This is a genomic window from Paenarthrobacter sp. AB444, assembly GCF_028736865.1.
GTDB lineage: Bacteria > Actinomycetota > Actinomycetes > Actinomycetales > Micrococcaceae > Arthrobacter > Arthrobacter nicotinovorans_B.
In genome coordinates, this window is the sequence record NZ_JAQZBY010000003.1 from 76,017 (window position 1) to 99,085 (window position 23,069).

Genomic DNA, 23,069 nt, shown 5'->3' on the forward strand with positions numbered 1-23,069 from the left:
GCGCGACGACGGCGATCCCCCCTTCGTCGTCGCCGCCACCTCCCGCCGGTCTGCTCAGCGGACCGGTTCGTCAAAGGAGACACCGCCCCAATGAATCCCCTCGTCAACCCGCTTCTGGTCGGGGCCGCTGACGCCCCCGCCATCAAGCCCGCAGTGGAACTGGGAACACCCCTTCTGCTGACCATCGCCGCGGCAGGCATCGCCTTGTTGCTGGTGTTGATCATCCGCTTCAAAATCCAGGCATTTGTTGCCTTGCTCGCCGTCAGTATCCTGGTGGGTGTTGCCGCGCAGATCCCGCTCAAGGACATCTTTACGGTGGTCACCAACGGCGTGGGCAGCACCATGGGCAAGGTGGCGTTGCTCATTGCCCTCGGCGCCATCCTTGGCCGCATGATCGAGGTCTCCGGCGGCGTGCAGTCGTTGGCGACCCACTTCACCGAGAAGCTCGGTGCCAAGCGGGTAGCTGTGGCCCTCACCGCCGTCGGCTTCCTCGTCGCGATCCCGGTGTTCTTCGAGGTCGGCGTCATCGTCCTGGTCCCGATCGTCTACGCCTTCGCCAAGATTGCCAAGGTCCACCCGATCAAGTTCGGCCTGCCCATGGCCGGCATCATGCTCTCGATCCACGTCGCAGTCCCGCCGCACCCGGGCATCGTGGCAGGCGCCGGCGTATTCGGCGCCGACATCGGACTCATCACGCTCATCTCGCTGATCATCTGTGTGCCCCTCGGTTTCCTGTCCTACTGGGTTGCCAGCATCATGAACCGCAAGGATTACGAACTGCTCCCCGGCGTCAAGGCCCAAGTTGAGGAGTTCGGCTCCGATTCCCTGGTGCACGTTGGACACGATGGCCCCGGTGCCCGCGCCGTTGCTCCGCCGCGTCCGGGCCTGATCATGTTCCTGATCGCCGCTCCGATTGTCCAGATTCTCCTCGGAACGGTGGGTACGCTCACCATTGCCAAGGACAACTACTGGTACGGCGTTGCCTCTTTCATTGGAAACCCGTTCTTCGCGCTGCTCGTTGCTGTAGCCCTGTCCTTCTTCCTGTTGGCTGTCCGCCGGCACTGGTCGCTTAAGGAAACCGGCGAGATCTTCGAAGGCGCCCTCCCGCCCATCGCTTCCATCCTGATGGTGGTCGCAGCCGGCGGCGTGTTTGGTGAGGTCCTCCGCACGTCCGGAATCGGCGCGGCGCTGTCGCACACCCTGGACAGCCTTGGCCTTCCGGTGATCGTGCTCGGCTTCATCATTTCGCTCGCCCTGCGCGCTGCCCAGGGTTCCGCCACTGTCGCCATCGTCACGACGACGGGCCTGCTCACCTCTGCCGTCATGGAAGGCGGCTACTCGCCCGCCCAGATCGCGGTGATCGTCATCGCCATCGGCTTCGGCGCACTGGGCCTGTCCCACGTCACCGACGCAGGCTTCTGGACCGTGATCCGCTACTACGGCCTCACGGTGTCCGACGGCCTCAAGACCTGGACCGTCCTCACCACCATCCTGGGCCTGGCGGGCTTCGTTCTTACTTACGTCGCCTGGATCCTGGTGGGAGGCCTGGCCCACTGATGCGAGCTTCCTTGGACAAGCTTGTCGGCTCCGCCCTGGCTTCCGGATCGGCTGTTCCCGCGTTCACTTGCTACGACTTCACGACAGCTTTGGCCGTCGTGTCCGCAGCGGAGGAAGCCGGGCATGGCGTGATCCTGCTGGTGGCTCCGAAGACTGCTTCCACCCGGAACGGGCTGCGACTCATTTCTGCCCTCCGCGGTCTGGCTGACTCCGCCGCCGTTCCGGTATCAGTCCAGCTGGACCACGCTTCGGACGTGTCCGTGATTCTTGCTTCCGTAGACGCGGGCGCCGACGCTGTGCTGGCGGATGGTTCCTCCCTTGCCTACGCGGACAACATCGCCCTGGTCCGCGAAGTCCGAGCCGCGCTGGACGCGGCCGGCCATGCCGACGTCGTAATTGAAGCGGAACTTGGTGGCCTTGCGGGCGATGAGGACAAAGCGTTCGGCACCTCCGCGGAAGAGCCCGACGCCGGTCCCGCCGTCGCGGGGCTGACGGACCCTGCACAGGTGGCTGATTTCGTTGAACGCACCGGCGCGCAGTTGCTCGCCGTCGCGGTGGGGAACGTGCACGGGAAGTACAAGGGCGAGCCCAACATCCGCTGGGACGTGCTGCGGGAGATCGCCGCACGGACGGAGGTTCCGCTGGTGCTCCACGGTGCCTCGGGCATCCCTGCCGCGGAGTTGGCCAAGTCGCCTTCCCTGAACGTTGGCAAAGTGAACTTCAACACTGAGCTAAGGACCGGGATCCTGTCCACGCTGGAGTCCGAAACGGCAACCTTCCGTGCGGACGGCGAGAATCTGCAAGGATTGCTGGCCCGCTGGAATGGTTCCGCTGCGGCCTTCGCAGGCGCCACGCTGGAGCTGCTCAGGGCCTGACGCACAGCCCGGGAATACAGGGAGGCTAGGATCAAAACATGATCCTGGCCTCCCTAATTTTTGCCCTGATTGCGGCCCTGCTCCACGTCTACATCTTCACCATGGAGTCCATCACCTGGACCCAGCCAAAGACATGGAAGACGTTCAGCATCACCTCCCAGGCTGACGCAGAAACTACCAAACCGCTTGCCTATAACCAGGGCTTCTACAACCTGTTCCTCGCTATTGGAGCCTTGGTTGGCATCATCGCAGTGTGGGCCGGCTCCCCGCAGGTGGGCTGGACCCTCGTCTTCAGTTCATGCGGGTCCATGCTTCTTGCCGCATTGGTCCTGGCGGCGAGTGGCAAAAAGTACCTCCGCGCGGCGGCCATCCAGGGCACGACGCCGCTGCTCGCCGTCGTGCTTGGAATCCTCGCCCTCGTTTAAAAGCAACGCGGGGTCACTTATGGCCCATGTTTCCTTCCAACATCGGCCATAAGTGACCCCGCGTTGTCCTTAGTGCTCCGGGGGGCCCGCCTGGGCTGCGGCCTCGTCCATCCACAGCACTTCCCAATGGTGGCCGTCGAGATCCATGAACGCACGGTTGTACATGAAGCCAAGATCCTGGGCTTCGTAGGTTTCCGCGCCTCCCGCTTCGAGGGCCTTGTTGGCCAGCTCATCCACCGCTTCACGGCTGTCGGCTGAAATGGCGACGATGGCCGCTGTCGAGTTCTTGGTATCCGCGATCGGCTGCTTGGTGAACTGGCTGAATTTATCGTGGGTCAGCAGCATGGCGTAGATCGTGTCGCTGAAGACCACGCAAGCCGCGGTTTCGTCGGTGAAGTTCGGGTTGATGGCGTAACCGAGCGCTGTGTAGAAAGCCTTGGACGCCTCGAGGTCGCTCACGGGCAGATTCACGAAAATGGACGTAGTCATGCGTCTGATCCTGCCGGTGTTTGGGCGTTCCGTCCAGAGTTCCGCGCGCGTCTGTGGATGAAGCAGGACCCGGCCAGCCTTCTGGCCCGATCCGTCCGCCTGGCGGACAATGGAGTCAGCATGTGGGAGTCAACACCCGGGGGAGCCTGCCCGCGGGTGCCTGCCTGGTAGGGAGAGCCATGAAGCGGGAGGCGTTTCCTGTAGTCGGCCCAACGGCTGCGCAGAGGGATCCGGCGATCGACCTTGTCCGCTTCACCTGCCTGCTCCTGGTGGTGGTTGCCCATTGCATGATGGTGAGTCCTGTCCTCCACAAGGACGGCACGGTGGAGACGCGCAACGTGTTGATGGAGCAGGCGTGGTTCACCCCGGTGCTGTGGGTGTTGATGATCGTTCCCCTGTTCTTTGTGCTCGGCGGCGTTACCGGTCTCCAGTCGTGGCGGCGCTTGACGGCTGCCGGTGGAACCGGGTTCGATTTCGCCCAGCTGCGGCTTCTCCGGCTGGTCCGTCCCGCCATGGCCTTGCTTGCTGTCATGTGGGGAGGCTTATGGATCGCATTGCTGCTTGGTGTCCACCCGCAAGTTATCCAGCTGATGACTACCGGAGCCGCCATGCCTCTGTGGTTCCTGGCCGCGTACCTCACCGCCCAGCTCAGCATCCCGCTCATGGCCAGGTTCCATGAACGAGCGCCGCTGCTGACGTTCGTGTCACTGCTGATTGCGGTCATCACCATCGATTCCCTCCGCGGCACCATCCCAGTGCTCGCGTTCACCAACATGATCTTTGTGTGGTGCGCCGTCCAAGAGCTTGGCTTCATGAAAGCTGACGGCTTTTTCGAGGACCGCAGCCGTACATGGCTGGTGGGTACCATCGTTTCCAGCAATCTCGTGCTGGGGCTTGTCACAGGCGTTGGCGTGTACGCGGGGAACATGGTGGTGAACATCAATCCGCCCAATCTGTGCTTGGTCTTGTTGGGCATCTCCCAGACCGCCACGCTGCAACTTCTGACCCCGGGTACGCGGTGGCTGGGCGAAGTCCGGTGGATCCGCGCAGTGATTGCCGTGGCAGGGCGCCGCTCGATGACCGTGTATTTGTGGCATCTTCCCGTATTGGTTGGCATGTCCGGGCTGCTGTTGCTCACCGATGTGCCTAAGCCGCTGCCCGAATCAGCTGATTGGTGGTGGGCGCGCATACCTGTTTTCCTCGCCGTCGTTGCGCTGCTCGTGCCTGTGGTGCTGCTCTTCGGCCGCCTTGAGGATCGTCCGATGGCAGCCAGCCACGCGCGTGGCCCGGCCCGGGCGGCAGTGGTGACGGCCGCCGTCGTGGTCTTTGTGCCGGTAACGGACGCGGCCCTGAACGGGCTGACGCTTGCCTTGCTGGGTGGCGGAGCGGCCTGCTTCGCGCTGTCCGTCCTGCTGCTGGGCCGGGTCCCGACGCCGGTGCTGTCGCCGGCTGAAGCGGCACCGGCGGAGGTGCGGGGCGTTACGTTGCCAGCGCACGATTTACGTGCAAACCTCGAGACATGACCGAGAATACCGATTCACTGGCCGAGTCGTTCCGCCCCGGTGTTACCACCCTCCGGAACGACAAATTTCACCGCTACGAGCTTCATGTGGACGGGGAATTGGCGGTGATTTCTCAGTTCATGGACAAGCCCGGGCACATCGATTTCATCCACACTGAGACAAAGCCCCAGTTCAAAGGACAGGGCTTGGCCAACGTCCTGGCCCACTTTGCTCTGGATGACGTCGTGGCATCCGGAAAACGCATCATTCCGCACTGCCCCTTCATCGCCGGCTACCTGAAAAGGCATGAGGGCTACGAGCAGGATGTTGATTGGCCCAAGGAGAAGCCCCCGGTCGAATCAGAATCTGGTAACAACTAGCCGCCCGGAATCAGTCTCCTCGAACGCCCGGGGAAGATGGTTTCCGGCGCGGCGAAACCGACGTGACGATCGTGGAGCTCCAGAAGCCCAACCCTGGGCGTGTCGGAGGGGTTGGCAAGGTGGGGCGTGCGCCTGAAAGCGCCACCATGGCGTCGTGTTCGTCGAGAACTTCCTGGCCGAGGCACCATGCCCTGACCTGCATCGCACTCACGAGGCTTCCCCCGTGGACGTGGTCGGCCTCTGTGACTCGATACGAGAAACTGCGCATCACGCCTTCGCCGGGAGCCAACGAGCCAACAGACAGGTGGCGGCGGTCCGGGCTGGAGGTGTAGGCGAGGGTTTCCATGGCCTCATTGGTGAAGGACCGCGGAATAAGTCGAATGTTACGAAGATGACAGGTGGACTCATTCATGATCCAGGCCGTGAAGATCACCGTCTCTCCAGGTACGGCTGTGGGCTTGTCCGCCCCGTGGACCAACGTGATGCATTTCGACTGGCCGCCCATGGATCTGCACCCGTAAAGACGGGCGCCTGGAGCAGCCGTTGCCGCACTTCGTGAACGGGTTGCCGCCCCTGTCCGCATCGAACGGACTCCTCTGGCCACAGAAGACCCTCCCCTGAAACGCGTGACTGCCCGGGCCCTACCCGGGGTGTAAAACTTCATGCTTCTTTAGTGCGCTTATGGACAGTTTTATGTCGCGAATTCGACGAAACTTTTCGCCCCTTATAGTCCTAAGTAACCTGTGATTCAAGTCAAGTCGCAATCCGATGTCACACTACTGTTTATGGATCAACTATTAGTGGCTGGGGCCGGTGGGGCGAGCCCAAAATCGGCGGCCGGCAGCGAGAGCGATCCCCACCTCCTAAACCTGGTCCGCCAAGGCGTCACGGAAGCTTTCGACACTCTTTACCTGAGGCATGCGCAGATCGCCCAGTACGTTGCCCGCGCGCAGTCGGACAACCCCAGCGACGCCGATGACGTCGTCGCCGAGGCCTTCGCTTCCATTTTCCAGTCGTTGAAGGACGGCAAGGGCCCTCGGGAGTTTTTCCGTTCGTACCTTCTGACTGTTGTGCGCCGCACCGCGCACGAGCGCAACAGGAAAGCCAGGCTCACGCAGACGGCCGCGGACGACGCCGTACTGGACGCTGTGGTCCATGATGATGACCACGTGGTGGGTGACCTTGAGTCAAGCATCATGGCTCAAGCCTTCAAGTCCCTGCCCGAACGATGGCAGGCCGTCTTGTTCCATCTGGATATCGAAGGATTGAAGCCTGCTGCCGTCGCGCCGTTGGTCGGCCTTACCCCTAACGGCGTGTCATCCCTGGCCATCCGTGCCAGGGAGGGCCTCCGCCAGGCGTACCTGCAGCACCACATCAGCCGAAGCGTTGATGAAGCCTGTGACGAGTTCGCCAGCCAGCTCGGCAAATACGTGCGCGATGCCCTCAAACGCACGTCGCGGGAAAAAGTCGACGCGCATCTGGCGGGCTGTGCCAAGTGCACGGCCTTGTTGATGGAACTGAACGATGTCCAAGGCGGTATGCGCGCCATCCTCTTCCCCTTGGTTGCGGGCGTCGTCTTTACCCCGGCGGCAGCCGCGTCTGCGGGGTGGTCCGGGGCTGGAGCCGCAGCCGGAGCCACAGCGGCTTCAGGCAAAGCCGCTGCCGTGGGGCTCCACGGAATCAGCTGGAAACTCGCGGCGGCCGTTGTGGTCGGCGTGGGGACTGTTGCCGGTGTCCTCACGTTGCTGCCGCAACCAAACAACGGTTCAAGTGTTGCCGTCGCGGAAGCTCCTGCCAGTGTCCCTGCGATCAAAACGCCGGCACCCCTGCCCGTTCCAAGCAGCACCGTTGACCCCGTCCCAAGTGCCGCCCCCGTGCCGCCGGCACCCGTAAGCCAGCCGTCCGCCGTCGTGATTCCGCCCGAAGAACCGCTGCGAAGGAGCGCTGTCGTGGTGGATCCAGGTGTTGTCTCTTCGACGACGGCGCCAGAGACTGCCGCTGCGGCGCCACCTCTGTCCCGCACGGTTGAGGCGACGTTCTCGGCCGGCAAGGCTTCGGCTCCCCAGGAACGGGAGCTGCAAATCCAGTTTTCCCTTGATGGCGACGGTTCCCTGACTTCCGGCGAAGCCATTTTCACGTTGCCTGATGGCGTTACGTTCGTTGCCGGGGACGCTGTGGTGCCGGCGGGCTGGGAGTGCAATCCGTCCGGAGCGCAGGAGTTAAGGTGCACCTCTGATGCGCTGGACCCAAACGAGCTGACGTTTGTCCTGACTGTGACCCTGCCTGAGAACGCTGAGAGTGGAACACTGGACTACTGGTTTGGTGGCCAAGGGATCGTCCCCAAGTCGTTCATCAGCACGTTCCACTAGGTAGCCGTGGCGAGGTTTCGCCAAGCCCAAAAAAATTCTCGCTTTTGCGTCACGAATCGCGAACTGCGCCCACTAAAAGGTTGGGCCGCTGTGTGCCTGCCGACTCTACGAAAGAAATCCGCACTTTTCGCGTCATGAAGTGCCGTGGAGCTGCACAGCACTACTGGCAGCAGCCGTTCGCATCCACAGCATCACGCGAGGAACTCCGTGCTTCGACCGGTCCCCGGGGTGATCCAAACAGGCAAGAGAACATATGAAATATTCACGTCCACGAAAGCTGTTAGCGGGTGTGCTCGCTACAGCAATAATCACCTTGGGGGTGGGTGGCGCCTTGGCTCCACCATCCCTGGCCACCGTCCCCGGGACACCAGGAGTGACGCAGCCTGGAACCGTCGTTTTCAATGAAGATTTCGAAAACGGGACCGACAACACCGCCCTCGGCGCCCAGTCCTACTCGGCGCCGGGTTCCACGACGTACGTCGGGGCTACTGGGCAGACCTACACGGGGTCGCCGTACTGGATCAATGGCATCCGTTGCAACGGCGTCATCCTGAGCTATGACAACACCGATACACCGCCGTGGGCTATCTCCGGCGCCGCAGGATCCGGTACCGAGAACCGCTGCGCGGACGTCGACACACGTCGCAGCTACCAGTTCCTTCGCATGTTGGCCAAAGCCATGGGCCAGCAGTTCACTCCAAGTTCGCCCGACACGAACCACGTCACCAGCTCCTACACCGAGTGCCTGTCCACGGATACGGCCGGTGGCTTCTGCGCCAAACTGCCCGCCGGGCCCAGTGACGGCGTCATGTTCAAGACGGCCAACCCGCTGGCAACCACTGCGGGCCACTACTACACCTTCGGTGTGGACACGGCTTACATGAACTGCTTCGGTGGAGCCGCTGATCCGTCGTACCAATTCGCCCGCGTTGACGCGGACGGAACGGTGACTCCCATTGGGGATCCGCTTAACGGCTGCCAAGCGACGTCCGATCCCAACGTCCAGGCCTACCAGCAGCAGGTCACCAGCGACGCCGGCGGTTCCTTCGGCACCATCACCAAGACGGTCAACATCAACTCCATGCTCACCAACCAGGCCTTCCAGTCAACTGGTGGTTCCTTGGGACTTGAGATGTGGAACAACAACGGCACCTCCAACGGCAACGATGGAGCTTTCGACAACGTACGCCTGGTGGATGTCACGCCCCAGTTGGACAAGTCGTTTTCGCCGTCGTTGATCGGTCCGGGCCAGTCGTCCACGTTGACGCTAACCGTAACGAACACCAGCGAACTTAATGCCAAGGACGACTGGTCCATTACTGACACCCTGCCCGCCGGACTCAAAGTAGCCGGTGCGCCGAACATTGGCGGCACGTGTGTCCAATCGGCCGGCAACCCGTTGGTCACCACTGCGGCTGCGGGCAGCAACGTCATTGCCGTCACCGGTGGAGACCTGGCCAAGGGCATGGCGTCCTGCACCATCACCGTTGACGTCACATCGGATACCGAGGGTACCTACGTCAACGGTCCTGCGAACATCGAGACCAACCTCAACCCGCCGGCAGATGCCACCTTGGTGGTAAAGGCTCCGCGCATCGAGTTGAGCAAGGCCCTGAACTCTCCGCGTCTGGTTGATTCGGATCAGTTCACCACTGCCATCCACTCCGGTTCGGCAACCGGACCCGTGGTTAACAGCACGGCCAATTCCACCACTGCGGGAACTGGCTCCACGGTAACCGTGGGGACGGGCGTTACAGGCAAGTATGTTGCCGACACCGCCACCACGTACTACCTGACGGAGTCTGCCGCCAATTTGGCCGACTACGACAAGTCGATCACCTGCACGGACGCGAACGGTCTGCAGCCGGGTCTTCCCTCCGGTGCCGCTTTCGACCAGTCCTTCGCACTCACCCCCGTCGCCGGTGCGGACATCAGTTGCGTCTTGACCAACACGGCCTTGCCGGTTTCGCGGATGGAGTTTGCCAAGTCCGCGGATGCTTCAGCCGTCCACTCGCCGGCGCAGGTGGGTGACATCATCACCTACACGTTCTCGGCGAAGAACACCGGAAACGTTGCCCTCACGAACGTTGTGATCAACGATCCCCTGGCAGGTCTTTCCCCGCTGGCATACACCTGGCCGGGAACTCCGGGCACTTTGCTTCCGGGCGAGACTGTCACGGCGATGGCAACATACGCCGTGACGCAGGCGGACATCGATGCCGGGCACGTAGCCAACTCGGCCACCACCTCGGGTAATCCTCCGACCGGACCTCCGGTCACACCGCCGCCTGGCACGACCGACACCCCGTTGACGCCTGGCCCGGCCATGGAGTTCAGCAAGTCGGCTGATGCCTCGGGCATCAAGAACCCGTCGGCAGTTGGCGACATCATCACCTACACCTTCACGGCCAAGAACACCGGCAATGTGAAGCTGACTGGTGTTGTGATCAACGATCCCTTGGCCGGCCTCTCGGCGCTGACTTACTCGTGGCCCGGTGCCGCAGGTGAATTGCTTCCGGGGCAGACCGTGACCGCTACGGCAACGTATGCGGTAACGCAGGCTGACATCAATGCCGGCCACGTGGCCAACTCGGCGACCACCACGGGTACTCCTCCCACGGGTCCTGCCGTGACGCCTCCGCCGGGAACCACGGACACGCCGCTGACTCCCGGTCCGGCCATGGAATTCAGCAAGTCCGCTGATGCCTCGGCCGTGGGTAACCCGTCCAAAGTTGGCGACGTGATCACGTACACGTTCACGGCCAAGAACACCGGTAACGTCACGCTCAAGAACGTTTCCATCACGGATCCGTTGGCTGGTCTTTCGGCCCTGAGCTACACCTGGCCGGGTACCGCCGGTGAACTGCTTCCGGGCCAGACGGTCACTGCCACTGCCACATACGCCGTCACGCAAGCGGATATCGACGCCGGCCACGTGGCCAACTCGGCGACCACCACGGGTACTCCTCCCGCGGGTCCTGCAGTAACGCCTCCTCCGGGAACGACGGACACCCCGTTGACCCCGGCTCCGGCGATGACGTTCAGCAAGACGGCAGATGCTTCCGGTGTCCAGAACCCGTCAGTTGTCGGTGACCGCATCACCTACACCTTCACGGCGAAGAACACGGGCAACGTCACGCTGAAGAACGTTTCCATCACTGACCCGCTGGCTGGCCTTTCGGCCTTGGCCTACGCTTGGCCCGGTACTGCGGGCGAGTTGCTGCCCGGTCAGACCGTCACGGCCACGGCGACATACGCCATCACGCAGGCGGATATCGACGCCGGTCATGTGGCCAACAGTGCGACCACCACGGGCACTCCGCCTACTGGTCCGGCAGTAACACCTCCTCCCGGAACGACGGATACCCCGTTGACTCCCGGCCCGGCGATGGTGTTCAGCAAGTCCGCCGACTCGTCGGCGATCCACGATCCGTCCGTCGTCGGTGACATCATCACCTACACCTTCACGGCGAAGAACACGGGCAACGTCACGCTGAAAAACGTTTCCATCACCGATCCGCTGGCTGGTCTGTCTGCCTTGGCTTACACCTGGCCGGGCACTGCGGGCGAGCTGCTTCCGGGTCAGACTGTGACCGCCACGGCAACGTATGCCATCACGCAGGCCGACATCAACGCCGGCCATGTTGCCAACTCGGCCACCACCACGGGAACTCCGCCCGCTGGCCCCGCTGTAACGCCTCCTCCGGGAACGACGGACACCCCGTTGACCCCGACTCCGGCAATGCAGTTCACCAAGACGGCCGACGCGTCTGCCATCAAGGATCCTTCAACGGTGGGTGACGTCATCACGTACACCTTCACTGCGAAGAACTCCGGCAACGTGGACTTGACCAACGTGTCCATCACGGATCCGCTGGCCGGTTTGTCTGCCTTGAGCTACACGTGGCCGGGCACCCCGGGCACACTGCTTCCGGGCCAGACGGTGACTGCAACGGCGACATACGCCATCACGCAGGCGGATATCGACGCCGGTCATGTGGCCAACAGTGCGACCACCACTGGCACTCCGCCTTCCGGTCCTGCTGTAACGCCTCCTCCGGGAACGACCGATACCCCGCTGACCCCTAAGCCGGCCATGGAGTTCACCAAGACGGCTGATGCGTCAGCGGTCCAGAACCCCACCAAGGTGGGCGACGTCATCACGTACACGTTCACGGCCAAGAACACCGGCAACGTGTCCCTGAAGAACGTTTCCATTACGGATCCGCTGGCCGGCCTGTCCGCCCTGGCGTACACCTGGCCGGGGACTGCTGGAGAGCTGCTTCCGGGCCAGACCGTGACCGCGACGGCAACGTACGCGGTTACCCAGGCGGATATCGAGTCCGGCCATGTCGCCAACTCGGCGACCACCACGGGTACTCCGCCTTCCGGTCCTGCTGTAACGCCTCCTCCGGGAACCACCGACACTCCGTTGACTCCGGCTCCGGCGATGGAGTTCACCAAGACGGCTGATGCCTCGGCGGTTCAGAACCCCACCAAGGTGGGCGACGTGATCACGTACACGTTCACGGCCAAGAACACCGGCAACGTGTCCCTGAAGAACGTCTCCATCACGGATCCGTTGGCTGGCCTCTCGGCTTTGAGCTACGTCTGGCCCGGTGCTGCAGGAACCCTGCTGCCCGGACAAACGGTCACGGCTACGGCAACGTACCCGGTTACCCAGGCGGACATCGACGCCGGCCACGTAGCCAACTCGGCGACCACCACGGGCACTCCGCCCACTGGTCCTGCTGTGACGCCTCCTCCGGGAACCACGGATACTCCGTTGACTCCGGCTCCGGCGATGGAGTTCACCAAGACGGCGGACGCTTCTGCCATCAAGAACCCCACCATGTCAGGCGACACGATCACGTACACGTTTACGGCCAAGAACACCGGCAACGTCACGCTGAAGAATGTCACCATCACGGATCCGTTGGCTGGTCTTTCGGCCCTGACGTACACCTGGCCGGGCACGCCCGGCGAGCTGCTTCCGGGCCAGACCGTGACTGCAACGGCAACGTATGCAGTGACCCAGGCGGATATCGACGCCGGTCATGTGGCCAACAGCGCGACCACCGCGGGAACACCTCCCACGGGTCCCGCTGTGACGCCTCCTCCGGGAACCACGGACACCCCGTTGACCCCGGCTCCGGCCATGGAATTCACCAAGTCCGCAGATGCCTCGGCACTCCAGGATCCGTCAAAGGCTGGCGACACGATCACCTACACGTTGACGGCCAAGAACACCGGCAATGTCACGTTGAAGAACGTCGTCATTGACGATCCCCTGGCGGGCCTCTCGGCTTTGACCTACGTCTGGCCTGGTGCTGCAGGAACCCTGCTGCCCGGTGAGACCGTGACGGCTACGGCAACGTACGCCATCACCCAGGCCGATATCGACGCCGGTCACGTGGCCAACACGGCCACGACCACGGGAACACCTCCCACGGGTCCCGCTGTGACGCCTCCTCCGGGTGAAACGGACACTCCGTTGACTCCGGCGCCGGGCATGGAGTTCACCAAGACGGCTGACGCATCCGCAGTTCACTCGCCGTCCAAGGTGGGAGACGTGATCACGTACACGTTCACGGCCAAGAACACCGGCAACGTCACGCTGGCCAACGTCACCATCGACGACCCCCTGGCTGGCCTGTCCGCACTGAGCTACATCTGGCCCGGTGCTGTGGGAACCCTGCTGCCCGGCCAGACGGTGACGGCTACGGCAACGTACGCCATCACCCAGTCGGACATCAACGCCGGTCACGTGGCCAACTCGGCGACCACGACGGGAACTCCTCCCACAGGTCCTTCGGTCACGCCGCCTCCGGGAAACACGGATACCCCGTTGACCCCTGCGGCTGGGCTGGAGTTCACCAAGAACGCTGACGCTTCCGCCGTCGGTGATCCCGCCCATGTGGGCGACCTGATCACCTACACATTCACGGTGAAGAACACCGGGAATGTGGAGCTGAAGGGCGTTGAGGTCAATGACCGTATGCCTGGCCTGTCGGCTCTGGTTTACAACTGGCCAGGTGCCGCGGGAACCCTGCTGCCCGGCCAGACGGTGACGGCTACGGCAACGTACGCCATTACCCAGGCCGACATCAACGCCGGCAAGGTCGCCAACTCGGCCATTGCCACAGGTACTCCGCCGAAGGGGCCGTCGGTGAATACGCCGCCTGCCACCGCTGTGGTGACCCTCCCGCCGGCTGGGCCGTCGGATCCGGGCAACTCCGGAGGATCCCATGACAACAACCAGGGAGGATCCCGGAGCAATACCGGAGGATCACTGGCAAGCACTGGTGTTGTTCTCACCGTCCTGCCCATCAGCCTGCTGGTAGTTGGTGCGGGTATCTTCCTCTTCCTTGTTGGACGCCGCAAGCGTTCTGAGGTCTAGGTAGCAGAGTGCGCGGTAACCGGGTTCAATCGCCCGGTTACCGCGCATTCGTCCGTTCACGTACGCATCACGAAAAAGATCCTGGGAGCCATCACATGAAGAAACCAGTAGCGTGGATCGTTGGCTTGCTGGTAGCAGCTTCAGCGCTCTCCGCTTGCACTTCTCCGGAGAGCAACCAAGCGGGGAACCCGCCGTCGACGACCACAACCCAGCCAGCCACCACAGGCGAGGCAAAACCGGCCAATCCGGGCACTGGCATCATCCAGGCCACCACCATGACCTCCTGCGACACCGCACCCGGGAAGGTAACCGCCAAGGGTACGGTGACCCCTCCGGCGGGCACCAAGGGTGCAGTCAAGATCACCGTCAGTTGGGTTGATCCGGGCACTTCCGCCGTCCTTGCCCGTGGAGAGCAGACCTTCAACGACGCCCAGCCCGGCAAGCCGCTGGACTGGGTAGCCAACGCCGAGGTGACCAAGCCGGCCAAGGACATCACATGCGTTCTTGGTGCGGCTGTGCTCTAGCTGCAGGCACGTCCCTCACCACAACAGAGAAGCGGTCAACCAGGTAGCTACTGCCTGGCTGACCGCTTCTTTTGCCATTGGAGTCCATGCCAGAACAAGAGAGCCGCTGTAATCAGAATGCCGGCCAGGAGGGCGTAGGGCGCGTTGGACAGCATCATGTACATGAACTGTGTGGACTGGGTGGACTGGTAAGGAGCCGGTGAGGTCATGGCCCCGGCAGCGGTGGCGACTGCCCACAATCCCAGCCACAGCAGTCCAGCTGCAATGACCCACAGGGCAACAATGAAGGGATTCACCGGGAAGCCCTTCCGCGGCGGGGCCGGCGCCTCAGGTACGTGGGGGCTGACCGCTTGCACGGCATTCCCGTGCTCGTCGATTTCGCGGAAGCCGATCCGTTCGTGGACGTGGTCTTTCAAGAGGTCCCCCCAACCGTTAACGGGATAGTCCTTGCACTCTACTCCCAGGGCGGAACGGCCCCTGGGAGAAGGAGTTCCGGACAGACTGTGGCCAAACGAGGGCCGAATTCTGCACCCAAACGCCCTGCGGGGAAAGTCAATGACGCAGGATCGGGCAGCGACCCTGCGAAAAACAGCTTCTAGAGCGAAATAGGTCACAAAAGTTTGACGGAAAGGGTTACCTAAGTAAGGCTTGCCTTTGCTAACAAGCGCCCCAACGCAAACGGAAGGAAGCTGTCGTGACGTCACCCAGTGTCGAAGAGCGGATTGCTCAGGAACCGGATTTCGGTTCCAAAGTGGAGCTGGCCCTCGCTGCCACCAACCAGCTGTTCAACGCCCGCAATTCGCCCAGCTATGTGGCTCAGGTGCTTCAAGGAGTCAATGCCGTCTCCACCAAGATCCAGCGGACCACGCAGCCCTTCACCGGCATCGGACACGCAGCCCTCAAAGCGAAGGTGGGTGCCGTGGACCTCGACCGGCCGCTTCCGGACACTGCCGCGGCATTGGAAGAGCTTGATGAGCTGTACCTCAAGGACGCCATCTACTTCCACGATTCCCGCTACGCGGCCCACCTGAACTGCCCCGTGGTCATCCCCGCGCTTGTGGGCGAAGCCGTGCTCTCCGCGGTGAACTCATCCATGGACACTTGGGACCAGAGCGCAGGTGCCACCATGATCGAACGCCGCCTGATCGATTGGACCGCAGAGCGAATCGGTTTCACGGACAAAGCTGACGGCGTCTTCACTTCCGGGGGCAGCCAATCCAACTTCCAGGCGTTGCTGATCGCCCGCAACCATGCCGTGGCCAAGCTCCGTGCAGGCAACACCGAAGCCCGCCTGCCGCAGTTGCTGGACCGGCTCCGCATCTTCACCTCTGCGGACAGCCACTTCAGTATCCAAAAATCAGCCTCCATGCTGGGCCTTGGCTTCGACGCCGTGATCGCCGTCCCCACCGCCGAAGACCACCGCATGGACCCTGCCGCGCTCGCGGCTGCTTTGGCCGAAGCGCACGACGCCGGGCTGGTACCCATGGCGGTTGTGGCAACTGCCGGGACCACCGACTTCGGCTCCGTGGATCCGCTGTCCGAGCTTGCAGCGCTGGTCCGCGCCTACGATTCCTGGCTCCACGTAGACGCTGCCTACGGCGGCGGCCTGCTGGTCTCCGGCCGGTACCGCCATCTCCTGGAAGGCATCCAGCTGGCGGATTCCGTGACCGTGGATTTCCACAAGACGTTCTTCCAGCCCGTCAGCTCCAGCGCAGTGTTGGTCCGCAACGGGTCCATGCTCGGCCACGTCACGTATTACGCCGACTACCTGAACCCGGAGAGTGCCGCGAAGGCCGAGATCCCCAATCAGGTGGACAAGAGCATCCAGACCACCCGCCGTTTCGACGCGCTGAAGCTCTGGCTTACCCTTCGCATCATGGGTGCCGATGCCATTGGTGCGCTCTTCGACGAGGCCATTGACCTGACGGGTCGAGTGGGCTCGCTGCTTGCCGACGATGCAGAGTTCGAGCTCGCGGCTGCGCCGCAATTGAGCACCTTGGTATTCCGGTACCGGCCTTTCGTTGACGGTTCACAGCTGGACGAAGACACAGCCGATGCCCTCAACCCTGCCATCCGCTCCGCCATCTTCGCCTCCGGCGAAGCCGTAGTGGCCGGTACCAAGGTGGCCGGACGGCATTACCTCAAGTTCACCCTCCTCAACGCAGAGGCCTCCCTAAGGGACATTCAGGAAATCATCGAACGCATCCGCAGGACCGGTGCCAGCCTCCTCGCAAACACCACGGAGGCAGCAGCATGAGCACCCCCAACAACACCCGGATCTACGACGTCGCGGGTATCGGCGTCGGGCCTTTCAACCTCGGGCTGGCAGCCTTGAGCGAGCCGGTGGAAAACCTGGACTGCGTGTTCCTCGACCGCCGCGAATCCTTCGATTGGCACCCCGGCATGATGCTCGAGCCGGCGCACTTGCAGGTTCCTTTCATGGCGGACCTCGTGACGCTGGCAGATCCGACGTCTCACTTCTCGTTCCTGAACTTCCTGAAGCAGACCGGCCGCTTGTACCGCTTCTATATCCGCGAGAACTTCTATCCCCTGCGGGCTGAGTACAACCAGTACTGCCAGTGGGTGGCGGGGCAACTGGAATCGGTTCGTTTTAGCACGGATGTGCTGGATGTGAGCTACGACGACGGCGTATACAGCCTTTCGGTACAAGGCCCGGACGGTGCTGAGGTACTTCGCGCCCGCCGCCTGGTCCTGGGTACCGGCACCTCTCCCTATGTTCCGGACTCCTGTGCAGGGATAGTCGAAGCCGGGGGACTGGTCCTCCACAACGCCGACTACCTGTCCAGGAAGAGCGAGCTGCAGTCCAAGCGCAGCATCACCATCGTGGGCAGCGGACAGAGTGCCGCGGAGCTCTATTACGAGCTTCTCCAGGAGATCGATGTGTACGGCTACCAGCTCAACTGGGTTACGCGTTCCGGGCGCTTCTTCCCGCTGGAGTACACCAAGCTCACACTGGAGATGACCTCTCCGGAGTATGTGGATTACTTCCACTCGCTCCCGGGCGAGCAGCGGGATTCTCTTATCAAAAACCAGAAGAACCTTTACAAGGGCATCAACTCGGACCTGATCGACGACATTTACGATCTCCTTTACACCAAGAGCCTCACCGGCATGGTGGACACGCAGCTGCACACCCACTCATCGCTGACGGCTGCCGAGTGGGACCCTGCCACGGGCACCCACACCCTGCAACTGCACCATGAAGAGCACGGCCGCGATTACAGCCTGCAGTCCGAAGCCGTGGTGCTGGCGACCGGCTACAGCTACAAAGAGCCAGCCTTCCTGGGAGGCATCCAGGATCGCATCCGCCGCGACGACAAGGGCCGGTTCGACGTCGAACGCAACTATGGAACCGGCGTCGAACCAGGGGAAATCTTCGTCCAAAACGCCGAACTCCACACCCACGGTTTCGTCACCCCGGACCTCGGCATGGCCGCCTACCGGAACTCCGTGATCCTGCGCGAAATCACCGGCCGCGAGATCTACCCGATCGAGCGCAGCATCGCCTTCCAGCAGTTCGGGGCACCCGCTCCGGTTGCTGCCCGGACCGCAGGAGCAGCAGTATGAGCTTCACCTTCCGACCCGTAGATCCCGTGGCCGACGCACCCGTCCTCCACAGCTGGGTCAGCCAGGAGTATGCACGTTTTTGGGGCATGGTTTCATCCACAAAGCAGGACGTTGTGGAGGAATACTCCAGGATTGCTGCCACCGATCACCACCAAGCGTTCTTGGGGCTCGACGACGGCGTCCCCACCTTCTTGATGGAGCGGTACCTTCCGGAAGCGTCGCCGTTGGCGGACGTTTACGAAGTCCGGCCGGGCGACGTCGGCATGCACCTCCTGGTGTCGCCGCCCAACGGTGACCCGCAACCGGGCTACACCACCGCCGTCATGCAGGAAGTCATGACCGAACTGTTCGCCAACCCCGCAACCCAGCGGGTCGTCGTCGAGCCTGATGCCCGTAACCACAAGATCCATGTGCTCAACGAAAAGGTGGGCTTCCGCCCGCACGGCGTGGTAACCCTTCCCGCCGTCGACCCTGCCGAAGACCACAAGAAGGCCCTGCTGAGTTTCTGCACCCGCGAAGACTTCCTGGCCACCCTGACCCCGATCCTCGCCGCGCCCACCGCGGCGACCAGAGGAGCATCCCTGTGACCACAAGCATCGAGACGCCCGTCCATGAGGCAGTGGCGCCTGTCGCCCATCTGACCCCCGAGCGGTGGTCCATAGCCAACCGGCATCTTGTCCGCAAGGCCATCGCCGAGTTCGCGCACGAGCGCATCCTGGTCCCGGACTTGATCCGTGACGAGGGGGAGGGCATTGGGCTCTACAGGATCGCCAGCGACGACGACACCGTTGAGTACCGTTTCCGGGCCCGTGTGCTTCAACTTGAGCACTGGTCCGTGGTGCCGGAATCCATTGCCAGGCTGCGTGACGGCGCCGGGTTGCCGATCGACGCGTTGGACTTCATCGCAGAATTCCATGAGGCCCTGGCTATCAAGCAGGACATGCTCCCCGTGTATCTCGAGGAAATCAGCAGCACCCTGGCCAGCCACGCGTACAAGCAGGGCAAGCCTTTCAGCTCGACCGAATTGGTGGCAGGGGTGACCAAGGGGGAGGACCGCGCGGCGGATTTCCAAGCGATCGAGCACAGCATGACCGAAGGCCACCCCTGCTTCGTTGCCAACAATGGCCGGCTTGGTTTTGGGATTGCCGATTATCACGCATTCGCTCCGGAAGCGGGTGCGACGGTGAAGCTGCAATGGATCGCGGTGCACCGCAGCAAGGCCGTGTTCACATCGAGCGCCGGGTTGGACTACCGGACCCACTTCGAGGCGGAACTGGGCCCCGCAACGTTGGCGTGGTTCCAAGCGGAGCTTTCCGCTTCCGGGCTGGACCCCGAAGACTATCTCCTGATGCCGGTGCACCCCTGGCAGTGGGACAACAAGCTCACTGTGACGTTCGCGGCAGAAATCGCCCAGCGCCACATCGTCCACCTTGGTGCCGGCGAAGACGACTACCAGGCGCAGCAGTCCATCCGTACGTTCTTCAACACCACCTCGCCGGAGAAGGCGTATGTGAAGACGGCGATGTCGGTGCTGAACATGGGCTTCATGCGGGGGCTCTCGCCGCAATACATGAAGGCCACGCCGGCCATCAACGATTGGCTGCAGGAACTGATCGGCAATGACCAGGAGCTCCAGAACCGGGGCCTGGCCATGATCAAGGAAAGCGCTGCCATCGGCTACCACAACCACTACTACGAGGCAGCCTCCGCGAAAGGCTCTCCCTACCGGAAGATGCTCTCTGCCCTGTGGAGGGAAAGTCCGTTGCCCTTGCTTAAGGACGGGCAGCAGCTGGCGACCATGGCATCGCTGTTGCACGTGGACCAGTCCGGAGCCTCGGTTGTCTCCGCGCTGATCTCGAGGTCCGGGCTGGAGCCTGTCCAGTGGCTGCGGCGCTACTTCGAGGCCTACCTCGTGCCGCTGGTTCACTGCCTCTACGAATACGAACTTGCCTTCATGCCCCACGGCGAAAACGTCATCCTGATCCTTGAGGACGGCGTACCGGTCCGGGCGATCATGAAGGACCTCGCAGAGGAGATCGTCGTGATGGGGGACAGGCTGGAGCTCCCGGAGGAGGTCTCCCGCATCAAGGCCGAGATCCCCGCCGAGGAAATGGTCCTTGCGATCTTCACGGATGTGTTCGACTGCATCTTCCGCTTCCTGTCAGCGATCCTCGTTGAGGACGGAACAATGCGCGAAGACGAGTTCTGGGCAACCGCAGCATCGGTACTGCACGAGTACCAGCAGCGCCACCCGGAGCTCGCCGATCAATTTGCCATGCATGATCTCTTCGCTCCGGACTTTGAGTTGTCCTGCCTCAACCGGCTGCAGCTGCGGAACAACCAGCAGATGCTGGACATTTCGGATCCTTCGGGAGGTCTCCAAATGGCCGGCCGCCTCGCCAACCCGCTGGCGAAATTCGCCTAGCAACCCGCACCGAGTTGGCATTTGATGACAATCCCATGCCGGGACATTGTCATTAAATGCCATCTCGCGGGGGAGAGGGAGGGCTAGTCTAGGCGCATGACCACTCGAGCCAATGAACTTACTGCCCTGGTAACTGGAGCAACGGCCGGGCTTGGTGCCGAGTTCGCCCGTCAACTGGCCGAATCCGGGCACCACCTGGTTCTGGTGGCCCGCGACGAGCAGCGGCTCAAGGACAAAGCCGAGGAACTTGAACGCGACTTCAGTATCTCGGCGGAGGTGCTGTCCGCGGACCTGACCACCGACGTCGGGGTTTCAGCGGTTGCCGACCGCCTCAAAGACGCAACCCGACCCGTTGACGTGCTGGTCAACAATGCCGGGATCGGCCTCTTGAAGTCCTTCGAGAACAACGATCTGGACGAGGAACGCCGCCATTTGCGCCTCCACGTCCAGACGCCCATGGAGTTGTCGCACGCTGCGCTGGAAGTGATGTTGGCGCGCGGCAAGGGCCGGATCATCAACGTGGCCAGCGTGGCCGCGTTTGCGAACCGGGGAACCTACTCGGCGGCGAAAGCGTGGCAGGTAACCTTCAGCCGCTGGGCCAACACCACGTACGCGAAGTCGGGGGTCCAGGTCACTGCCGTTTGCCCCGGATTCACCCACACGGAGTTCCACGACCGCATGGGCGTGGACAAGTCCGTGGCCCCGCGTTTCCTGTGGTTGACCGCCGAGCGGGTGGTCCGCGAGGGCCTGGAGGACAACGCCAAGGGCAAAGGAGTGTCCATTCCGACCAAACGCTACAAAGTGGTCAGCTTCTTCGCGCGCGTCCTGCCGGCGAAGTTGACGTCGGGACCTCCGCGCCGACCTTTGGAACCCTAATTTTCAGGAACCCTAATTTTCACGCGCGAAAGCTTCGACGAGCCGCGTGAGTGGCTCGGGCGCCTGGCCCACCGGTAAAGCACCCACGAGCAAGGGTGCGTAGCGGATCTTGTTTCCGCTGCGACCACCGAAGAAGCGCCGCAGCTGCGCAGGTACTGGTTGCCCGCGCTGTGAGGGCTGGCGCTGGAGGAGCCGGAACGACGCCAGCTCACCCTGGCCATCTATGACGTCGAGCACGGCGTCGATGCCTAGGCTACGGATGAGTTCGTCCTCCAGATCCGCCCGGCAAACGTAGAAGCCGAGGTCGTCCAGGGGGCCTGATCCTATTCCGGCGCGGGCCAGCGCACGGGCAATGCCCCGGGACTCACCCTCGTCGCAAAGCCCAAGGAGCCTGTGATTCGCGCCGGCCGGGCCATAGTGCTCCAGGAAACGGACGATGCTGGTGGCACCTCCCATGGGAACGACGGCCACATGCTCGGCATCCAGGTCATGGCCGCATCGACGCGCGAGCATTTCGACCGCCAGGCGGTCGCTCTCGCCTTCGACAAGGACAGTCGTGGCCTGCATTGAACCAGTATGGCGCAGATGTCCCGGATCCCAGGCGCTTAGCGACGCCGCTGAACCACCACGGCCACCGCGATCCCCACCACGGCACCCACAAAGGTCTCAATGGCACGCTCCATCACCAACACACCCGGGTCCATCGGCGAGGCAAGCTGTGCGATCAACAGGACCACCGGAGTGAAGAAGACCATGGCCCACCCATAGTGCCGGGCCATGAACAACTCCGTGGGGAACTGGCACAGCATCACCACGACGGCGAGGACCACGGCTTCGTGGCCCGGGAAGTACTGCAGGGGAGACAGCGGGGTGGGGAAAAGAACGACGGCGACCACCACCAACCCGAGGAACGTCCCCACGATGCGGTGGATACCGCGGTGGACCCGGCTTGGGAGGTCGGCACCGGCGAGCGGTACGGCTGCTGCTGCCATGGCCCAGTGCGGATGGCCGCTGCCACTAATAACACCAATGACACCGGCCAAGCCCACCGCCAGGGAATAGCGGGCAGCGTGGATCAGGGCGGCGGTTCGAAGCGGACCCCGGAGGGCAGGAAGATCCCGGCCGGCTCCGGCTACCCAGGCGCGGCGCCGGAACCATCCGGCGAAGCCAACCAGCATCGAAAAGGCGGCCGAAGCCGCCCCGACGAGTACCGCCGTCGTGAATGGGACGCTGGTGGGGACCGAAGCGCAGGCGCCCAAAGCCAGAATGCCGAAGAATGGCCCGATCGGTTTCAGACGCACCCGGTCCGAATACAAGGATCCCGCGCCGGCGAACAGGGTGGCAACCAGCACCAACCACCACGAGTGGATGTGGTTGACAGAAAGGAGCACGCCAATGGTCAGGCCGCCAACCAGGATCAGCGCGGCCTGGGCCTGGTGCTTGAGCCGGAGTTGGTGGCTTTCGTTGCGGCCGTACATCCCCGTCAGCGCGCCGAAGACGGCATACAGCATGAGCTCGGGGCGGCCGAGGAGAATCAGGAAAAGCCCCGGCAGCGCAACACTCAGCGCGACGCGGACGGCTGACAGGCGGTCGTTGTTCGCCGGACCAAGCCTGTGGAGTTCGCGGGCATGCCTCAGGAGTGCGGGCATGGGCGGACAC

General features: G+C 62.9%; 18 protein-coding genes. 13 read left to right on the forward strand and 5 right to left on the reverse strand.

The window, feature by feature from the left end:
- Nucleotides 1-90: 90 nt before the first annotated feature.
- The 3 genes from PQ627_RS05555 to PQ627_RS05565 are packed head-to-tail and all read left to right on the forward strand — an operon-like array spanning nt 91 to nt 2,857.
- The gene (locus PQ627_RS05555; RefSeq protein WP_144661675.1) at nt 91-1,557 is read left to right on the forward strand and encodes a GntP family transporter; all 1,467 of its coding nucleotides are present in this window, start codon (nt 91-93) and stop codon (nt 1,555-1,557) included.
- Entirely contained in the window at nt 1,557-2,432 is an 876-nt protein-coding gene (locus PQ627_RS05560) for a class II fructose-bisphosphate aldolase (RefSeq protein ID WP_274259149.1), read from the forward strand. The genes PQ627_RS05555 and PQ627_RS05560 overlap by 1 nt, the downstream gene beginning before the upstream one ends.
- Before the next feature lie 38 nt (nt 2,433-2,470).
- Entirely contained in the window at nt 2,471-2,857 is a 387-nt protein-coding gene (locus tag PQ627_RS05565; protein WP_144661677.1) for a DUF1304 domain-containing protein, read from the forward strand.
- Between the two features lie 69 nt (nt 2,858-2,926).
- Here PQ627_RS05565 and PQ627_RS05570 read toward each other — a convergent pair whose 3' ends face one another.
- The gene (locus PQ627_RS05570) at nt 2,927-3,346 is read right to left on the reverse strand and encodes a VOC family protein (protein ID WP_274259152.1); all 420 of its coding nucleotides are present in this window, start codon (nt 3,344-3,346) and stop codon (nt 2,927-2,929) included.
- A 179-nt stretch (nt 3,347-3,525) separates the two neighbouring features.
- Between PQ627_RS05570 and PQ627_RS05575 the strand changes: the two genes are divergently transcribed.
- Both PQ627_RS05575 and PQ627_RS05580 read left to right on the forward strand, forming a co-directional pair.
- Entirely contained in the window at nt 3,526-4,869 is a 1,344-nt protein-coding gene (locus tag PQ627_RS05575; RefSeq protein WP_274259155.1) for an acyltransferase family protein, read from the forward strand.
- A complete protein-coding gene (locus PQ627_RS05580; protein ID WP_144661680.1) occupies nt 4,866-5,228 on the forward strand; it encodes a GNAT family N-acetyltransferase in 363 nt (120 codons plus the stop codon). The genes PQ627_RS05575 and PQ627_RS05580 overlap by 4 nt, the downstream gene beginning before the upstream one ends.
- Before the next feature lie 10 nt (nt 5,229-5,238).
- Here the strand turns inward: PQ627_RS05580 and PQ627_RS05585 are convergent, their stop codons facing one another.
- The gene (locus PQ627_RS05585; RefSeq protein WP_274259158.1) at nt 5,239-5,733 is read right to left on the reverse strand and encodes a hypothetical protein; all 495 of its coding nucleotides are present in this window, start codon (nt 5,731-5,733) and stop codon (nt 5,239-5,241) included.
- A 280-nt stretch (nt 5,734-6,013) separates the two neighbouring features.
- Here PQ627_RS05585 and PQ627_RS05590 point away from each other — a divergent pair, with 280 nt between their 5' ends.
- The 3 genes from PQ627_RS05590 (at nt 6,014) to PQ627_RS05600 (ending at nt 14,521) form a co-directional block, all read left to right on the forward strand.
- Nucleotides 6,014-7,597, forward strand: coding sequence for a sigma-70 family RNA polymerase sigma factor (locus PQ627_RS05590; protein ID WP_274259160.1), 1,584 nt, complete (start codon nt 6,014-6,016; stop codon nt 7,595-7,597).
- Between the two features lie 373 nt (nt 7,598-7,970).
- Nucleotides 7,971-13,997: a DUF7507 domain-containing protein gene (locus PQ627_RS05595; RefSeq protein WP_274259162.1), complete on the forward strand. Its 6,027-nt coding sequence runs from the start codon at nt 7,971-7,973 to the stop codon at nt 13,995-13,997.
- A 95-nt stretch (nt 13,998-14,092) separates the two neighbouring features.
- Entirely contained in the window at nt 14,093-14,521 is a 429-nt protein-coding gene (locus tag PQ627_RS05600; RefSeq protein WP_274259164.1) for a hypothetical protein, read from the forward strand.
- Nucleotides 14,522-14,568: 47 nt separating this feature from the next.
- Here PQ627_RS05600 and PQ627_RS05605 read toward each other — a convergent pair whose 3' ends face one another.
- A complete protein-coding gene (locus PQ627_RS05605) occupies nt 14,569-14,937 on the reverse strand; it encodes a hypothetical protein (RefSeq protein ID WP_274259166.1) in 369 nt (122 codons plus the stop codon).
- Nucleotides 14,938-15,215: 278 nt separating this feature from the next.
- On the opposite strand from PQ627_RS05605, the gene PQ627_RS05610 reads away from it, so the two are divergent.
- The 5 genes from PQ627_RS05610 to PQ627_RS05630 all read left to right on the forward strand — a co-directional run bounded on the left by PQ627_RS05610 (nt 15,216) and on the right by PQ627_RS05630 (nt 21,410).
- Nucleotides 15,216-16,778 (forward strand): pyridoxal phosphate-dependent decarboxylase family protein, encoded by a 1,563-nt coding sequence (locus PQ627_RS05610; RefSeq protein ID WP_274259168.1) that lies wholly within the window; start codon nt 15,216-15,218, stop codon nt 16,776-16,778.
- Nucleotides 16,775-18,109 carry a lysine N(6)-hydroxylase/L-ornithine N(5)-oxygenase family protein gene (locus tag PQ627_RS05615; protein WP_274259170.1) on the forward strand — a complete coding sequence of 445 codons (1,335 nt, stop codon included), beginning with the start codon at nt 16,775-16,777 and terminating at the stop codon, nt 18,107-18,109. The genes PQ627_RS05610 and PQ627_RS05615 overlap by 4 nt, the downstream gene beginning before the upstream one ends.
- Nucleotides 18,106-18,696, forward strand: coding sequence for a GNAT family N-acetyltransferase (locus PQ627_RS05620; protein WP_274259172.1), 591 nt, complete (start codon nt 18,106-18,108; stop codon nt 18,694-18,696). Before PQ627_RS05615 ends, PQ627_RS05620 begins: the two co-directional genes overlap by 4 nt.
- Nucleotides 18,693-20,534, forward strand: a complete 1,842-nt coding sequence (locus PQ627_RS05625) for an IucA/IucC family protein (RefSeq protein ID WP_274259173.1) — start codon at nt 18,693-18,695, stop codon at nt 20,532-20,534. Before PQ627_RS05620 ends, PQ627_RS05625 begins: the two co-directional genes overlap by 4 nt.
- A 96-nt stretch (nt 20,535-20,630) precedes the next feature.
- Complete coding sequence (locus PQ627_RS05630; RefSeq protein ID WP_274259175.1) at nt 20,631-21,410, forward strand: SDR family NAD(P)-dependent oxidoreductase; 780 nt, start codon at nt 20,631-20,633, stop codon at nt 21,408-21,410.
- Between the two features lie 12 nt (nt 21,411-21,422).
- Here the strand turns inward: PQ627_RS05630 and PQ627_RS05635 are convergent, their stop codons facing one another.
- Both PQ627_RS05635 and PQ627_RS05640 read right to left on the reverse strand, forming a co-directional pair.
- On the reverse strand, nt 21,423-21,977 hold the full coding sequence (locus PQ627_RS05635) for a TOPRIM nucleotidyl transferase/hydrolase domain-containing protein (RefSeq protein WP_274259177.1): 555 nt from the start codon (nt 21,975-21,977) through the stop codon (nt 21,423-21,425).
- A 38-nt stretch (nt 21,978-22,015) separates the two neighbouring features.
- On the reverse strand, nt 22,016-23,059 hold the full coding sequence (locus PQ627_RS05640; RefSeq protein ID WP_274259179.1) for an FUSC family protein: 1,044 nt from the start codon (nt 23,057-23,059) through the stop codon (nt 22,016-22,018).
- Nucleotides 23,060-23,069 lie beyond the last annotated feature (10 nt).

Bases quoted from the DNA above. Each gene is read 5' to 3' on its own strand.
- PQ627_RS05555 (WP_144661675.1), top strand. From the start codon at position 91: ATGAATCCCCTCGTCAACCCGCTTCTGGTCGGGGCCGCTGACGCCCCC.
- PQ627_RS05560 (WP_274259149.1), top strand. From the start codon at position 1,557: ATGCGAGCTTCCTTGGACAAGCTTGTCGGCTCCGCCCTGGCTTCCGGA.
- PQ627_RS05565 (WP_144661677.1), top strand. From the start codon at position 2,471: ATGATCCTGGCCTCCCTAATTTTTGCCCTGATTGCGGCCCTGCTCCAC.
- PQ627_RS05570 (WP_274259152.1), bottom strand. From the start codon at position 3,346: ATGACTACGTCCATTTTCGTGAATCTGCCCGTGAGCGACCTCGAGGCG.
- PQ627_RS05575 (WP_274259155.1), top strand. From the start codon at position 3,526: ATGAAGCGGGAGGCGTTTCCTGTAGTCGGCCCAACGGCTGCGCAGAGG.
- PQ627_RS05580 (WP_144661680.1), top strand. From the start codon at position 4,866: ATGACCGAGAATACCGATTCACTGGCCGAGTCGTTCCGCCCCGGTGTT.
- PQ627_RS05585 (WP_274259158.1), bottom strand. From the start codon at position 5,733: ATGGGCGGCCAGTCGAAATGCATCACGTTGGTCCACGGGGCGGACAAG.
- PQ627_RS05590 (WP_274259160.1), top strand. From the start codon at position 6,014: ATGGATCAACTATTAGTGGCTGGGGCCGGTGGGGCGAGCCCAAAATCG.
- PQ627_RS05600 (WP_274259164.1), top strand. From the start codon at position 14,093: ATGAAGAAACCAGTAGCGTGGATCGTTGGCTTGCTGGTAGCAGCTTCA.
- PQ627_RS05615 (WP_274259170.1), top strand. From the start codon at position 16,775: ATGAGCACCCCCAACAACACCCGGATCTACGACGTCGCGGGTATCGGC.
- PQ627_RS05620 (WP_274259172.1), top strand. From the start codon at position 18,106: ATGAGCTTCACCTTCCGACCCGTAGATCCCGTGGCCGACGCACCCGTC.
- PQ627_RS05630 (WP_274259175.1), top strand. From the start codon at position 20,631: ATGACCACTCGAGCCAATGAACTTACTGCCCTGGTAACTGGAGCAACG.
- PQ627_RS05635 (WP_274259177.1), bottom strand. From the start codon at position 21,977: ATGCAGGCCACGACTGTCCTTGTCGAAGGCGAGAGCGACCGCCTGGCG.
- PQ627_RS05640 (WP_274259179.1), bottom strand. From the start codon at position 23,059: ATGCCCGCACTCCTGAGGCATGCCCGCGAACTCCACAGGCTTGGTCCG.